A 15,234-nucleotide genomic window follows, 5' to 3' on the forward strand; every position below is an offset into this window, starting at 1 on the left:
CCATGACTATAATCTATTGCTGCCAGCTAGAACTACACGACAGCGTTTATTTCGCAACCCGCGAAATCGGCAGACTCTACGAAACCGAACCAGTAATCCACAATTACGCATTGTGTTACGCATTAGGATTAGTAGATAGCGAAATTTACGCTACGACAGTTTCCGAAGAACATTCCTACCGTTACTTTTGTCCCGAACAAGTTCCTAAATATGAAGAACATTTAACGCCATTAAATCAACAGGGAATTTACGTCACACCAGCCCATTCAATTCACCATACTTCTGTTCTCAACACCTGGAAATATGCCAATAATAACTATCATGTTGAGATGCAGAAAACCCAAAAAAATATTCCCAGTTTTGGCAGAGCAAAGGAAATTGCACCGGAAAGTCAGTTTGAGTTTTTTATTATTTCTAAAAATGACATTGAGTTAAAAGGTAAATTACCAAAATGGATTCGTTTAGGTAAGTGGATGAGTAAAGCTGAAGTGGAAATTCAACAAGTAGCTAAATTGGAATCGAAAACCGGTGACTTTACTTTTCCTTATCCTTTAAATCCTCTTGATGTGATGTTTACTAATCAAGTTATCAGCTACGACGTTGTAAATATGCCTCCCGTAAGTTTGATTCAAAATGTCACTATTACAAAAGGGGAATTTTTTCAATTTGAAAACCCCTTCACTTCCCAAAAATTAAAACTTCCTGCAAAAATGGCATATCGGTTTAAAGGTTAATAAAATAGCCTGAAGATTGTAGATCCCCCTAAATGCCCCTTAATAATGGGGACTTCAGATAAACTTATTCGATAAAATTTTCAGCTTGTAAAGGGGGAGTTTAGTTAATTGGTGCGTGACGCTAAAAAGTTATTTATTACTACGTTCAAATTTGTTCATAGCGTCACAGCACCCTACAAAATCCAAAAGCCAAAATAACTGATAACTGCTCACTGCTCACTGTTAACTGAATAATGCCTCACAGTCTAATATTAAACCTCACCCCAAAATCCCCCATCTACCCCCAATTCCTCACCGGAAGACACCTACATGCTTTATTCCTCACCTTAGTAAGTTCGGTTGACAAAGAATTAGGAACCCATTTACACGATTCTAAAGCCGATAAAGCTTTTACGCTCTCCCCTTTACAAATAAGTAAAAGAAATTCTCCTATTGCTAAAGGTAGTAAGCGGGGAAGCATATTAAAATCCCAACATCAAGAAGCGATTTCTACAGGTACTCCCTGTTGGTGGCGAATTTCTCTACTCGATGATGCGCTATTCGGTAAATTAACTCAACTGTGGCTAAATCTTAATCCCCAACAGCCTTGGCATTTAGGCTCTGCCGATTTGTATATTACCAGCATCCAAGGTACTCCCCAATCTACCCAACCTTGGGCTAATGCTTGTAGCTATAACCAACTATACGAGCAAGCAAGCGATTCCGAGCGGATTATTTCTGTCAATTTCGCAACTCCTACCGCTTGGAGACAGGGGAAATACGACAGCACGCTGCCGACAAGGGAATCTGTGTTCAAATCTTTACTTTCTCGCTGGAATAAATATAGCGGTATTGAATTTGAAAATCTAAATTTTGATGCAATTTTCCCCAGCTTTATCAACATCCATACCGAAATAGTTCCCGATTCGCGCAGCAAATTTATCGGTATTGTTGGTGAGGTTAGCTATCGAATCATGGGTGATGTTGAAGCAATCCAAATTAAACAAATAAATGCTTTAGCTGACTTTGCTTTGTATTGCGGAATTGGCAGAAAAACTACTATGGGAATGGGAATGGGCAGGAGAGTTAGGAGTTAGGAATTAGGAGTTAAGAGTTAAGAGTTCCTAGGTTGGGTTGAGGAACGTTAGCAGAGCGTGTCCGTTAGCGGAGCGTGTCCCGGAGGGACATTAGGACATAACCCAACAAACCCAACAAATAGATTTATTTTTTTCAATTTAGTCTACTTAAGTAGACTTTGGCTATTAGCCCGGAAATTGATTTCCGGGTGGGATAGGTTTACCAAAATAGCAATCTAAATCAAATTTAATCAAACAATGAACAACACAGATTACATCACCATCGCTTCTTTAAACCAATATTCATACTGTCCCCATCGCTGTTGGCGCATGTTTTGTTTGGGAGAATTTACCGATAATCAATACACCATTGAAGGAACTAGCTTACACGAAAGAGTTCACACAGTTAGTGAAAACAATCAGGAAGAAACTTGGCAGATTCGCGCTATTTGGTTGAAGTCAGAAAAATATAAGTTAATCGGTAAATCAGATTTGATTGAGTTAGAAAATGATGAATGGTATCCCGTGGAATATAAACGAGGAAAAAAAGGTGAATGGGATAACGATGAATTACAAGTTTGCGCTCAAGCTCTATGTTTGGAGGAAATGACTGGGAAAGATATTACTACCGGCTATATTTACTATGCTCAAAATAATAAGCGTCAGTTAGTAGAAATAAACGACGATTTGAGAGAGGAAACTATCGCCACAATTGCTAATGTTACGCAGTTATTAGAAACTGGAAAAATGCCACCCGCAATTTATAGCAAGCGTTGTAAAGGATGCAGTCTTTATTCTCAATGCTTACCGATGGCTGTTGATAAAGTCAAACGCTATCAAGAAGCCCAATGAATCTTCAATTTGGGGTTTTTAATTTTAGATTTTTGTTTTGGTTTTAATTTAATATTTTTCGTTGTTCACTGCTCGCTGTTCACTAATAACTGATTAATCATGGGTACTGTTTACATTACACAAATGGATTCTTTCGTCGGAAAAGTTGACGAACGTCTTACCGTTAAATTTGAAAAAAATAAGATTTTAGATGTTCCTTTAATTAAAGTCGATGGTGTTGTTGTTTTAGGACGAGCTACTATATCACCTGCGGTAGTTTACGAATTACTAGAACGTCATATTCCTCTCACTTTTCTAACAGAAACCGGTCGCTATTTAGGCAGACTAGAACCCGAAGTTACTAAAAATCTTTTTCTTCGCAAAGCGCAATGGCGAGCTACTGAAAATTCACCGACATCTGTTGGTGCCGTACAAAGCTTTGTCAGAGGTAAGCTAAAAAATTACCGCAATGTTATGGTTCGTCGTCAAAGAGAATCAGCAAAACTCGATTTATCAAAAAATATCACTCACTTAGAAAATGCTATTGCTCCAATCGACACTACAGAAAATATTGATTCTCTCAGAGGTTTAGAGGGTGCGGGTAGTGCTGCTTATTTCAGTAGTTTCGATCAAATGATTCGCACTACAGAGTTTAAATTTACTCGTCGGGTTCGTCGTCCGCCAACAGATCCGGTGAATTCTTTACTTAGCTTCGGCTACTCTCTGCTAAGACATGATGTCCAAGGTGCAGTTAACATCGTCGGATTTGACCCATATCTAGGATATCTACATTGCGATCGCTATGGAAGACCTTCGCTAGCTTTGGATTTAATGGAGGAGTTTCGTCCTTTGGTGGTTGATGCGATGGTGTTATCTACTTTAAATAAGTACTTATGCAAAATTAATTGTATATTCTGAACCAAAGTTTATAAGAATGTTTTCTACAGCTTCAACTAAAGCAGAATAGCTATCATAAGCATTCACCTCTAGCCATTTATATTTAATAAATCGCCATAATATTTCTATAATATTTAAATGAGGAGAGTAGGTAGGTAAAAAGAAAATATCTAATCCTTTCTGTGACCATTCTTGTTCTTTATCCCATAAAAATGAATTTTGATGAACTGAAGAGTTATCCATTATTAAGACAGTTCTTTTAGTAATTTTTGTACAAAAATCATCTATGCAGGCTATAACTACATCACTATTAATGCTACAATTAAACGTATATACTTCTAATTCATTCTGCTTGGTTAAAAAACCTAACACGTTAATTCTTTTACTCGGTTGACTTTTGACAGTCATTTTTTGTTTATTCTCTTGCCATGCGTAAGGAATATATGGAATTAAACAAAAGCCACTTTCATCTACATATCTAATTTCTATTTCTCCTTCCCGCTCTTTTTCTTTCAATCGTTCTAATTCTTGAATCTTTTTATTGTAAAATTCGGGAACGGGGCTTCCAGCAACGCTTCTCTTGATTCTAAACCAACCCATTCCGGCGATTTTCATCACCCTTTTTATTGTGTCTTTGCTTGCTGGTATTCCCCATTCTTTTTCAATTTTATCTTGGACTTTTTCTAGATTTTTTGGTGTTTCTTTGACCCATTGTTTAATCAGTTTTTCTTGATTAATATTAAATAGTGGTTTTACGACCACGACCTGGATTATTATAGAGTCCTGCTAAACTCTCTGAATCCCAATTATTAAACCAATTATAAATTGTATTACGACTAACTTTAAATATTTTAATTAATTCTGATATTTGATAGCCTTGAAAACTTAATTTTATACAGTGCGCTCTCTCTCTTACTTGATAATATTTACTTTCCTGATAGATTCTATCTAATATTTTTAATGTTTCTTTACTTAACCCTTTAATATGTCTCATTTGATAAAAACTTTATATTGAACGCTCATACTATTTTTTCACAAAATAGAAGCGAATAATATTTTTATACCTCAAAATAATTCTTTTGAAAATTATTTTAAAATACACAATTAATTTTGCGCTGGTACTTAAGGGATTGATTGAACCAAAAGATTTTGAAACCGAACCCGTAAGCAATGCTGTTTCTCTCACCAAAGAAGCACGAAAAACATTTCTCAAACTCTATACCCAAAAAAAACAAACTAGATTCACCCATCCGGTAATGAAACGCAAATGTAGCTACCAAGAGGCTTTTGAAATCCAAGCCAGATTATTAGGAAAATATTTGATGGGTGAAACCGATAAATACCCACCGTTAGTTCGTTGGTAATCAAGTTAAAAATCATATATAACAATCAATGAATGTTGTTGTCAGTTACGATATTTCCGAAGATAAACGTCGCACAAAAATTCACAAAGTTCTTAAATCTTACGGACAATGGGTACAATACAGCATTTTTGAGTGTCAACTTACCGATACTCAATATGCTAGATTAAGAAGTCGTTTGAACAAGTTAATTAAATCCGACACCGATAGCATCCGCTTTTATTTTTTATGTGCCTGCTGCTTTGGTAAAGTAGAACGTATTGGTGGGGAACAACCTCGCGACGATAGTATTTTCTTTGCTTAATTCACGGATGGGTAACTGTTGAAAAACAGGTTTTGAAAAAAATGGCTGAATCCCATATGTAGCAAGCTTTTGAGACTAAAAAGTGTCGAGGACCATCCGCGAAGCTTACCCAGACTGGGTTTCAGCCATTCCGACCCTTCTCATTTCAACTTTCACGTGCTATGATTAACCCATCCGTGAAACCGAACCTTGAAAACCTCATATTGAAAGGCTTTCAGATGCCCACAGTTGAAATCAACTTAAATCCCTATCAGGGATTGAAACTGGGAGAAAGTAAGAAAGCACGGTAAAGCGACCCGCGTTGAAATCAACTTAAATCCCTATCAGGGATTGAAACTTGCTACCTGCATCTTTATTATCGGGCTTTATGTTGAAATCAACTTAAATCCCTATCAGGGATTGAAACCTAGATAGGTAGTACCTACTGCTAAAGCTTGCCAAGTTGAAATCAACTTAAATCCCTATCAGGGATTGAAACTTATTAATCTGAATAACCTTCCTTGAAGTGTTGAGGTTGAAATCAACTTAAATCCCTATCAGGGATTGAAACTTATCTGGACCTTTTTGCCTGGAATACTCATACTCAAAGTTGAAATCAACTTAAATCCCTATCAGGGATTGAAACTGAGTATATCTGACTCAAAAAGGGCAGATTCAAGAAGTTGAAATCAACTTAAATCCCTATCAGGGATTGAAACAAAAAAAGACTATAAATCCTCAAATAAGTTGAGTTGTTGAAATCAACTTAAATCCCTATCAGGGATTGAAACTTATATCTACAACTTTTTTCTTCTCTTTCTATGAAAATGTTGAAATCAACTTAAATCCCTATCAGGGATTGAAACTTAACAACTCTAAATACATCATACATTGTCTCAGTTGAAATCAACTTAAATCCCTATCAGGGATTGAAACAAATATATGAATCACAACAAACACAAAAAAGGAAAGTTGAAATCAACTTAAATCCCTATCAGGGATTGAAACATCCTATTGATTTACATGTAAATAATGATAGGAAAAGTTGAAATCAACTTAAATCCCTATCAGGGATTGAAACCTCTAACAGATCTTTTTCGTAAATATTCCAATGTTGAAATCAACTTAAATCCCTATCAGGGATTGAAACAGATTCCATCCCCGCTTCGATAGCGCTCCAGTTTGTTGAAATCAACTTAAATCCCTATCAGGGATTGAAACAATCATGGATTAAATTATTTAATTGGCGCATACAAGTTGAAATCAACTTAAATCCCTATCAGGGATTGAAACAAAATAAAAATATGAAAAAGAACAAGAAAAATCAGTTGAAATCAACTTAAATCCCTATCAGGGATTGAAACGCAAAATATATTTCTGGAAGATTTGCTTCGGAAATTGTTGAAATCAACTTAAATCCCTATCAGGGATTGAAACTTAGCAGATAAAAATAGTACACAAGCAGAAAAAAGTTGAAATCAACTTAAATCCCTATCAGGGATTGAAACCAAGCTTTTTACCGTTTGTAACACCACTAGAACCGTTGAAATCAACTTAAATCCCTATCAGGGATTGAAACTGAGAAACACGATGCATTCTGCTTGAATAAAAAGAGTTGAAATCAACTTAAATCCCTATCAGGGATTGAAACATCCGCCAGTAATTTTACATTTATCTGCCAGTGATGTTGAAATCAACTTAAATCCCTATCAGGGATTGAAACAAAGAATTTAGCACTACGGCTGCACCTGCTGAATGTTGAAATCAACTTAAATCCCTATCAGGGATTGAAACTACTTTACCTTTCTTTAAAAGCCATTCCCACATCAATGTTGAAATCAACTTAAATCCCTATCAGGGATTGAAACCTGGAAAATACTAGAATCATAGGCTTCAAACAAATTGTTGAAATCAACTTAAATCCCTATCAGGGATTGAAACCTCAATCTTGAAATCTTCTAAGCCTGAGCCTATGAGTTGAAATCAACTTAAATCCCTATCAGGGATTGAAACCAACATCTAAGGAATCCGTACAGCTTTGACTACGTTGAAATCAACTTAAATCCCTATCAGGGATTGAAACTTGAAGCCTTATAGAAGCTTTTAATTGCAAGTTTGTTGAAATCAACTTAAATCCCTATCAGGGATTGAAACCTATTGAGATTAATGAAACTTGGGAAAATAACCTGTTGAAATCAACTTCAATCCCTATCAGGGATTGAAACAAATTGCATATTTTAGCCTAGACTGAGATGTAATAGTTGAAATCAACTTAAATCCCTATCAGGGATTGAAACCGTGACAATGAATCTCCACTTCTTTGCCCCTATCGTTGAAATCAACTTAAATCCCTATCAGGGATTGAAACGTTTAGATAATTTACATTAATCTTTGCACGAACTAATGTTGAAATCAACTTAAATCCCTATCAGGGATTGAAACTGATTCAACTCTTGAGAAAACATTTGTCTATCTAGTTGAAATCAACTTAAATCCCTATCAGGGATTGAAACCTTCCTGAAAAAATGCAGGGAATAATCCACAGTTGTTGAAATCAACTTAAATCCCTATCAGGGATTGAAACCCCCGAAAAAACCAAGCCCAGCAACTCTGATTGAGTTGAAATCAACTTAAATCCCTATCAGGGATTGAAACTTAAATTTACAGCACATCAACTAAGACATACTTTTGGTTGAAATCAACTTAAATCCCTATCAGGGATTGAAACTTATGCCTGGAAGGAAATCAGGAAAGATCCAGATGTTGAAATCAACTTAAATCCCTATCAGGGATTGAAACAATTGTCCTTTGGGACGATAAACTCTTAATGTTGCAAGTTGAAATCAACTTAAATCCCTATCAGGGATTGAAACTTAATAGGAACTGCTGTTATTGGTGGAGTAACTACTGTTGAAATCAACTTAAATCCCTATCAGGGATTGAAACCCTCCTTTTGTGTATATCTTTGCAATCTTCAGATTGTTGAAATCAACTTAAATCCCTATCAGGGATTGAAACATTGTTGCTAAATGTATTTATAAAATCAACAGAAGTTGAAATCAACTTAAATCCCTATCAGGGATTGAAACTTATAGTAAAAATAATTGTAGATGGAGTACCAAAAGTTGAAATCAACTTAAATCCCTATCAGGGATTGAAATATGGTAAAGTGTATGTCCAATGGGATAGGATACTTGTTGAAATCAACTTAAATCCCTATCAGGGATTGAAACAATGCTTTGCGAAATGCTAAACATTAACTTATATGGTTGAAATCAACTTAAATCCCTATCAGGGATTGAAACTAAAAGATTAATATTACAATCTTCAAAAATTGATAGTTGAAATCAACTTAAATCCCTATCAGGGATTGAAACTTTGTGACAGCCCTACCGATATGACCTTATACAAGTTGAAATCAACTTAAATCCCTATCAGGGATTGAAACCTTATGCTCCTGAAGGCGTGTTGTTTGTGGATGAGTTGAAATCAACTTAAATCCCTATCAGGGATTGAAACATCAAAAAGATACGGGAACTTACAGAAAACAAATCGTTGAAATCAACTTAAATCCCTATCAGGGATTGAAACGCTAGCCTCAGCGTAAAACACCTTAATATCCTCGGTTGAAATCAACTTAAATCCCTATCAGGGATTGAAACAAAATAATTAAGAAACAAAAATAATCCATAAAAAATGTTGAAATCAACTTAAATCCCTATCAGGGATTGAAACCTACAAGCCAATGCCCATGAGATTCTTCAAAGAGTTGAAATCAACTTAAATCCCTATCAGGGATTGAAACTAAGCAAATTCTAAAAGATAAATTTGATTTTTATGTTGAAATCAACTTAAATCCCTATCAGGGATTGAAACAATACTAAGTTTGCTATGGCATCTTGCCTTATCAGGTTGAAATCAACTTAAATCCCTATCAGGGATTGAAACTCTGTAAGGACAGATTTATTACCTTTGCAAGATAAGTTGAAATCAACTTAAATCCCTATCAGGGATTAAAACATAATAAGCGCCACCTTCGTATACCTGCCCTTTTTGGGAGAGTTGAAATCAACTTAAATCCCTATCAGGGATTGAAACTATCAAAAATATTTCATTTGAAGAACCTTTCAAAGTTGAAATCAACTTAAATCCCTATCAGGGATTGAAACGAATAGATTCAACATATAATCCATCCAAAACTTTGTTGAAATCAACTTAAATCCCTATCAGGGATTGAAACAGATAAGTCTTTTCGATAACATTTTTTCTTACTAAAGTTGAAATCAACTTAAATCCCTATCAGGGATTGAAATAATATCATTTTTTAAACTCTTTTCTAGTACTTCACCACATTAAATATCAGGAGAGATTAATTGGTAGGTAGTTGGACTATCTTCCCTATCCTATCTACATCTCATTCACAGCAGGGAAAGTGTCAACCATAAACAGCTTCTGGTCTAATAATCAAATCACCATTAGGACGACGGTCAATGACATAATATTGAAAACTATTGACAGCGACATCAAAGTGCTGCGCTAAACGCTGCTTGATATCTGTATCGCTCATATTTTGCTCTAATCCTAACTTACTTTGTTCTACATCGTAAGAACGACCTTCAAATCTGATATGAATCATCTTCAGTCTTTTTAAATTTAATATTTAGGAGGCTAAGAAATTTACCTTTTCCGGAGTTTTTTTAACTCGCAATTATCTATACTACAATTATAATACACAATGATAAAAACAGGCAAGTAAGATTGAAGCGGCAGCGACAGCTGTATCCGAAACTGACATCACAAAAGTGCGGATATGGGGATATGTTGCTAATACCATTTCTTTATAAAGATGCGCCGAATTCAGCCCCTGAAGAGGGGCTTTGTTTGGTTAGCCCCACTCTTACAGAGTGAGGGCGTTTAGCGCAGCCTCATACAGAATTGGTATAAATAACGTGTTTTTTTGTTGACGTACTGATAAAATGCAAGTTAAAATTAGTATGCCATACTACTTTGTTATAAGGTTTGGAATAGATTTTTTATATATTTGCTTATAGTAACAATAGCATAGATAGGTTCGCGAATTATTATTTTTAAGAGCGTTTTAAGAAACAAAAATTTGACTTATTATAACTAGAGCTAATAATTTTTTAAGCTGAACTTTTACTAAAAATAGTTTCAGATAGAGATTAATTGTCAATTAGTATAAATAATACTTGATAAGAAATAATCCTATCAATTTCAAGTAAATACTTTATTAAAAATATTGAGTATTTTTAACTAATTGCTTATATTTTACTCCTATTTTGCTTATAATCAGAAAGTATATTGAAAACCTATCAGCTTGTAATGTCTGCTCCTCGTAGAGAAGATACGAGCAAAGAATATCAACTTGATAGAGTAAATAGATGAGCCAGTTTTAAACGAGTGCTAAGTATATCCAACGCTTACCATTTGCTTAATGCTTCTTTATTTTTCTAACTGTGCGGCTAATCAGCATGAAATTCTCTAGAAAATACATGAACCTGGCAAATACATTTTCAATGGACAAAAATCATACTTGCGAACCACCTTTAGTTTTAGTAGTAGAAGATAATGAAGATAATTTATTTTTAATCAGTCATATTCTTGAGTCCCTGGGTTGTAGAGTTATTTTTCAAAGAGTTGGAAGTGAAGCAACAGTAATTTTAGCTAAAGAACACCACCCCGATTTAATACTGCTTGATATTGTTCTACCAGATGTTAGCGGTATCGATATTTTACAACTTTTGAGACAAGAACCTTTAACTTGCGATCTTCCTGCGATTGCTGTAACAGCTTTAGCTACGGAACAGAATCGCGAAAATATTATTAGAGCAGGATTTAATAACTATATTATTAAACCTTACTTGATTGAAGAATTAGAGGAAATGATATTTCCTTATATTTGTGGAAAATTAAATAGCTCATCGAAATATGTTGTTGGTCAAGATAAGTTGTAATCACTAAGTTATGTTTTCACTATTTTTGTTTTAAAATATAAAATTAGGTTCAGTTAGCTACTTATTATCCGGCTTAAATTTCAATAGCTTTTAAACTAATTAATAGTTATGAACTACCTATCATAACGGATAAGTTGAGGCTAAATTAATCGTGCATTTGTCATTGCGAGTGGAACGTTTGCCGCACATAAAGGTGAACGCTGAATGCTTCGTTTCACTCCGTTCAATTCGCAATGACACTGTGTAATTAATTTTGTTTAATTACTTCTAATATTATTTAATCTTCTGATGCTTTTGGTAGTACAACTGTAAATATGCTACCTTTGCCAAGTTCGGAAGAAAACTCTATTTTTGCATTGTGAGTTTCTGCAATTCTGTTGGATAGATGAAGTCCCAAACCGCTGCCAGAACGTTTGTTTTTACCGGAGCGAAAACGTTCAAATATAGTTGTTTTGTCTTCCTCTGCTATTCCATATCCCGTATCTTCTACATCTACTTTTACCCATTCTTCTCCGGCATTAGATGTAAATTCGGATAAACGTACTTCTATTTGACCTTCATCGGTAAATTTGATTGCATTCCCAATTAAGTTACTAACTACACGCCGCAATTCTAATCTATCACCATTTACTGCACTCTTATCTTTACTTTCTTCGGTTAAATTATTTTTGAATTCAAGCTGCAAATCTCTTTCTTCAGCTAAGGGACTCAACTCCTGAACTACTTCCTCAACTATAGAATACATGCTACAGCTTTCAAAGTTCATGGTTTTTTTCCCTGCTTCAAACCGCGATACCTCTAGCAATGTATTCACCATTTCCAATAAATTATTATTACTACGAACCATTGCAGCGATCGCCTTTTTCATTTCGGGGGAAATTTTGCAAAATGTTTCTTGCAAAAACAGATTGAGCATTCTATCCGCAGCAACCAAAGGGGTTCGTAAATCATGTGTTAAGCGGGAAACAAAATCTTCACGCTGACGAGCCATTTGTTTCTGTGCGTCGATGCTATGCTTAAGGCGCAGAAGACTGCGTACTCTGGCAAGTAGCTCGTCAGTATCAAAAGGTTTACGGATAAAGTCATCTGCACCAGCATCCAAACCCTCAACAACGCTAACGTCGTCAAAAGCTGTAACTAATAAGATAGGAATATAGTTATCATCAGTAATGCTGCGAATACGTCGGGTAACTTCGTAACCATCGATTTCCGGCATCATTACATCTAAAAGTATCAAACTTGGTGGAGTTTTCTTAACTTCTTTTATTGCTGTTCCACCATCAGTTACTAATTTAACTTCGTATCCTTCGCTTTCTAAAAGTGCCTGGACTAAAAACAGATTGTCGGGGATATCGTCAACTGCTAATATACGGTCTAATACCTGCGAATCTTGAATTGACATAATTTAATTTTGACAAATTTTGGAAACATATTATAGAAAAGGCGGGTTTAGAGAGATACGTGTCGTAGTTACCCCTGCTATTTTGATGAATTTTTTCGTTAATACTCTCCTTTTTGATGACTCATAAGCCTTCTTGAAGATAAATCAAGATTTTTTTTAGCAATTTCTCGATCTAAAACAGATGATACTTGCCGTGGTAATTCTATACGAAACAATGCACCTTGTCCTAATTCACTTTCAATTGTAATCTTACCGTCCATCATCCTTACTAATGCTTGGACTATGGATAAACCCAAACCCGTACCTTCAAATTTACGATTAGTACTTTGATCGAGTTGCTTGAAAGGTTCAAAGATATGCTGTATATTCTCAGGAGCTATACCAATTCCCGTATCTGCAACTACTAATTCAATATTGTTGTCGGAAATATCTGTAACTTTAATTTCTACGCAGCCATTTGGCGTAAATTTAATTGCATTAGAAAGTAACTTGTTTAGAATCTGTCGCACCCGCAGCGAATCATTATATAAAGTCGGATTTTCTAAACTGATATCGACATTCACAGAAAGTTTTTTTGCTTCTGCGAAAGAATGCATATCCGCAACGGTAACTTTCACCAGTTTTGCTAAATCGAATCTTTCTGGTTTTAATTCTAACTTTTCTGCTTGTAGCTTGGAATAATCTAAAACTTCATTCAACAGCATCAATAAATTTTTGCCGTTATTAAGAATACGTTCTACCATATCTTTTTGTGGTTTTGAGATTATGCCGCACTTTGGACGCAATAATAACTGAGAAAACCCAATTATTGCATTCATCGGAGTCCGCAATTCGTGAGATATAGTTGCCAAAAATTGCGATTTTAATTCAAATACTTCGGTTAATTTAATTTTTTGTATTGCAATTTGTTGTTGTTGTTGCTCAATTTGTTGCTTTTGATTGAGAATTAATTTGTTGTTTTGTTCTAGCTGCTGATGGAGCCGATTTAGCTGAGCTTGAATTCCGTAGATTCGTAGAGCATTACGCAGTGCAGATTCTAAAATTTCTTTAGAGAATGACGATTTTTTAAGATAATCAATAGCCCCAGCTTCTATAAATTGTTTTGCACTGAGTTCATCGTTATTTTCGACAATAGCTATAATAGGAACCAACTTTTTGAAGTTGGTTAGTTCTTTTAATAAATCTATAGCTTGAGCATGAGAGCCACAATTACCTAAAAATACAAAGTCAAAATAATTATCCTCAAAAGTATCTATACCTTTATGACTTGCAACTATTTCTAATTGTTTTTGTTCAAGACCATAGTTATTGAAAGCACGAAGTATTTTCGTCCTAGCGATTTCGTCATCTTCAATAATTAGAATCTTTAACTTCTCATCCATCACTGTTTCGCCTTAATTGCTACTTCGGCTATCAGATATTAATTAATCAATCAATCGAACATCTTATGCTATTTAAAAATTATTATATTACTTTTCTAAATGCTTGATAAACTTAATTATTTTCATACGTTTTATATACATTCAATGAGAATATCATTAATATTGGTATTTTCATCTATATGCGAATTTTAATTTTAAATTCAATGTATTTAAGCCATTTTTCGCGCTCGTTATACAAAATTAATTTTTCAATTATTTAGTTCATATGCACTGAAATTATAATCAATCTATTTACTAATAATACATATCACAGCTATATTATAAACTTATTCAAACGCTTGATTTTGTAGTCTTTCATTCAATCTTTACAACAATAAAAAATATAAATAGTTAGCTTACAATGAAAAATAAATAATTAGTCAATAATTACTTAGTAATTACTTAACTAAATTTTATTGTCTCATATATCCGTACTGCAGTTGATAAAACGCAAATCCGGTATTTTGGAGAACTCCGTATTTACTCAGCTTGACGAAACAGCATAAGTTTTGTGCCGTAAATCTGAAGCAAATGGATATATATTAAGCCAAGTAATAAAAATAAGTTGTTTAAACTTTTTATTTTTTGAGTTAATATTTATACATTTTTTGAAACTGAACATATTTTACGTAAATACATTTTTATTCGTCGTCAGTCTTTAGTATGAGTTTGTTTATAAATTGACATTTTGCAGCACTAGCTCTATTCCTGATTGATTTCTTAATAACTTAAAAACAAAATATTCACGCTGTATCGTGCGGCTTATCATGCTTGTAGTAAGAGCAAACCAGTTGATAGAGTGTTTGTTGAATTCGGGATGCAATCAGTCATTTTATATTTAAAATAATTAGCTTATATAAATCAATAGTGATAGGAAAAAAGTTAGATACAAAATAGTTTTAGCGAGCGCCTTAGATAATATTCTGTCTTATATCTGTCTTAGATAAGATATAAAACAGTTATGCACCAAGCTTAAATGTGTTTATATCCGTAGAGCTTCATTTCAGTTTGGAGCGTCTTAACTTTTATTTAAAATAAAGAACTATATTATAGCCTATAATCATAGTCTAAGTTCAAAATATATTGCCCTTTTTTAGTATAAACAGCCTTAGCGCTTTACAGAAACTTGAATTTGCTATAGTTTGAATTAAAATGAGAGATATATATATATTTGATATCTATAAATTTGATCGGAAGTTGCGAACTAATCATCTTGATTTTGTCATATATCTTCAGTTATATATTGACCTATATCAAAGGTCTAATTAAACAAGG

Annotated in this window: 10 protein-coding genes, 2 pseudogenes and 1 CRISPR repeat array; of the genes and pseudogenes, 7 read left to right on the plus strand and 5 right to left on the minus strand. The window is 34.2% G+C overall.

From position 1 onward, the window contains the following. Positions 1-2: 2 nt before the first annotated feature. The 4 genes and pseudogenes from cas5d to cas1 all read left to right on the plus strand — a co-directional run. Complete coding sequence (cas5d, locus tag RIV7116_RS01100; protein WP_015116413.1) at positions 3-734, plus strand: type I-D CRISPR-associated protein Cas5/Csc1; 732 nt, start codon at positions 3-5, stop codon at positions 732-734. Positions 735-967: 233 nt separating this feature from the next. Next, entirely contained in the window at positions 968-1,810 is an 843-nt protein-coding gene (gene cas6, locus RIV7116_RS01105) for a CRISPR-associated endoribonuclease Cas6 (RefSeq protein WP_015116414.1), read from the plus strand. Between the two features lie 237 nt (positions 1,811-2,047). Next, positions 2,048-2,641 (plus strand): CRISPR-associated protein Cas4, encoded by a 594-nt coding sequence (cas4, locus tag RIV7116_RS01110; protein ID WP_015116415.1) that lies wholly within the window; start codon positions 2,048-2,050, stop codon positions 2,639-2,641. A gap of 99 nt (positions 2,642-2,740) precedes the next feature. Continuing rightward, a pseudogene (gene cas1, locus RIV7116_RS01115) lies at positions 2,741-3,514 on the plus strand (CRISPR-associated endonuclease Cas1); the annotation flags it as partial. Here the strand turns inward: cas1 and RIV7116_RS01120 are convergent. Both RIV7116_RS01120 and RIV7116_RS36750 read right to left on the minus strand, forming a co-directional pair. Continuing rightward, a complete protein-coding gene (locus RIV7116_RS01120) occupies positions 3,512-4,279 on the minus strand; it encodes an IS630 family transposase (RefSeq protein ID WP_232435753.1) in 768 nt (255 codons plus the stop codon). The pseudogene cas1 and the gene RIV7116_RS01120 sit on opposite strands and share 3 nt — an antisense overlap. Continuing rightward, positions 4,257-4,511, minus strand: coding sequence for a helix-turn-helix domain-containing protein (locus tag RIV7116_RS36750; protein ID WP_232435754.1), 255 nt, complete (start codon positions 4,509-4,511; stop codon positions 4,257-4,259). Before RIV7116_RS36750 ends, RIV7116_RS01120 begins: the two co-directional genes overlap by 23 nt. Before the next feature lie 136 nt (positions 4,512-4,647). Between RIV7116_RS36750 and RIV7116_RS01125 the strand changes: the two are divergent. Together RIV7116_RS01125 and cas2 are read left to right on the plus strand one after the other, a co-directional pair. Then, positions 4,648-4,881 (plus strand): annotated as a pseudogene (locus RIV7116_RS01125) (type I-D CRISPR-associated endonuclease Cas1); the annotation flags it as partial. 28 nt (positions 4,882-4,909) lie between these two features. Further along, positions 4,910-5,182, plus strand: coding sequence for a CRISPR-associated endonuclease Cas2 (gene cas2, locus RIV7116_RS01130; RefSeq protein WP_015116416.1), 273 nt, complete (start codon positions 4,910-4,912; stop codon positions 5,180-5,182). 227 nt (positions 5,183-5,409) lie between these two features. After that, positions 5,410-9,474: a CRISPR direct-repeat array (repeat unit 37 nt; unit sequence GTTGAAATCAACTTAAATCCCTATCAGGGATTGAAAC). 122 nt (positions 9,475-9,596) lie between these two features. Here cas2 and RIV7116_RS01135 read toward each other — a convergent pair. Then, positions 9,597-9,797, minus strand: coding sequence for a hypothetical protein (locus RIV7116_RS01135; protein ID WP_015116417.1), 201 nt, complete (start codon positions 9,795-9,797; stop codon positions 9,597-9,599). A 901-nt stretch (positions 9,798-10,698) separates the two neighbouring features. Here RIV7116_RS01135 and RIV7116_RS01140 point away from each other — a divergent pair. Beyond that, positions 10,699-11,136, plus strand: coding sequence for a response regulator (locus RIV7116_RS01140; protein WP_232435755.1), 438 nt, complete (start codon positions 10,699-10,701; stop codon positions 11,134-11,136). Between the two features lie 277 nt (positions 11,137-11,413). On the opposite strand, the gene RIV7116_RS01145 is transcribed toward RIV7116_RS01140, so the two are convergent. Together RIV7116_RS01145 and RIV7116_RS01150 are read right to left on the minus strand one after the other, a co-directional pair. Then, the gene (locus RIV7116_RS01145; protein ID WP_015116419.1) at positions 11,414-12,538 is read right to left on the minus strand and encodes a hybrid sensor histidine kinase/response regulator; all 1,125 of its coding nucleotides are present in this window, start codon (positions 12,536-12,538) and stop codon (positions 11,414-11,416) included. Positions 12,539-12,636: 98 nt separating this feature from the next. Beyond that, on the minus strand, positions 12,637-13,920 hold the full coding sequence (locus RIV7116_RS01150) for a hybrid sensor histidine kinase/response regulator (RefSeq protein ID WP_015116420.1): 1,284 nt from the start codon (positions 13,918-13,920) through the stop codon (positions 12,637-12,639). Between the last annotated feature and the right edge of the window lie 1,314 nt (positions 13,921-15,234).

Source organism: Rivularia sp. PCC 7116 (assembly GCF_000316665.1).
Taxonomy (GTDB): domain Bacteria; phylum Cyanobacteriota; class Cyanobacteriia; order Cyanobacteriales; family Nostocaceae; genus Rivularia.

What these genes read in the sequence shown, in the direction of transcription:
- RIV7116_RS01145 (WP_015116419.1), bottom strand. Translation starts at nt 12,538, where the DNA reads ATGTCAATTCAAGATTCGCAGGTATTAGACCGTATATTAGCAGTTGAC.
- cas6 (WP_015116414.1), top strand. Translation starts at nt 968, where the DNA reads ATGCCTCACAGTCTAATATTAAACCTCACCCCAAAATCCCCCATCTAC.
- RIV7116_RS01150 (WP_015116420.1), bottom strand. Translation starts at nt 13,920, where the DNA reads ATGGATGAGAAGTTAAAGATTCTAATTATTGAAGATGACGAAATCGCT.
- cas4 (WP_015116415.1), top strand. Translation starts at nt 2,048, where the DNA reads ATGAACAACACAGATTACATCACCATCGCTTCTTTAAACCAATATTCA.
- cas5d (WP_015116413.1), top strand. Translation starts at nt 3, where the DNA reads ATGACTATAATCTATTGCTGCCAGCTAGAACTACACGACAGCGTTTAT.
- RIV7116_RS36750 (WP_232435754.1), bottom strand. Translation starts at nt 4,511, where the DNA reads ATGAGACATATTAAAGGGTTAAGTAAAGAAACATTAAAAATATTAGAT.
- cas2 (WP_015116416.1), top strand. Translation starts at nt 4,910, where the DNA reads ATGAATGTTGTTGTCAGTTACGATATTTCCGAAGATAAACGTCGCACA.
- RIV7116_RS01140 (WP_232435755.1), top strand. Translation starts at nt 10,699, where the DNA reads ATGGACAAAAATCATACTTGCGAACCACCTTTAGTTTTAGTAGTAGAA.
- RIV7116_RS01135 (WP_015116417.1), bottom strand. Translation starts at nt 9,797, where the DNA reads ATGATTCATATCAGATTTGAAGGTCGTTCTTACGATGTAGAACAAAGT.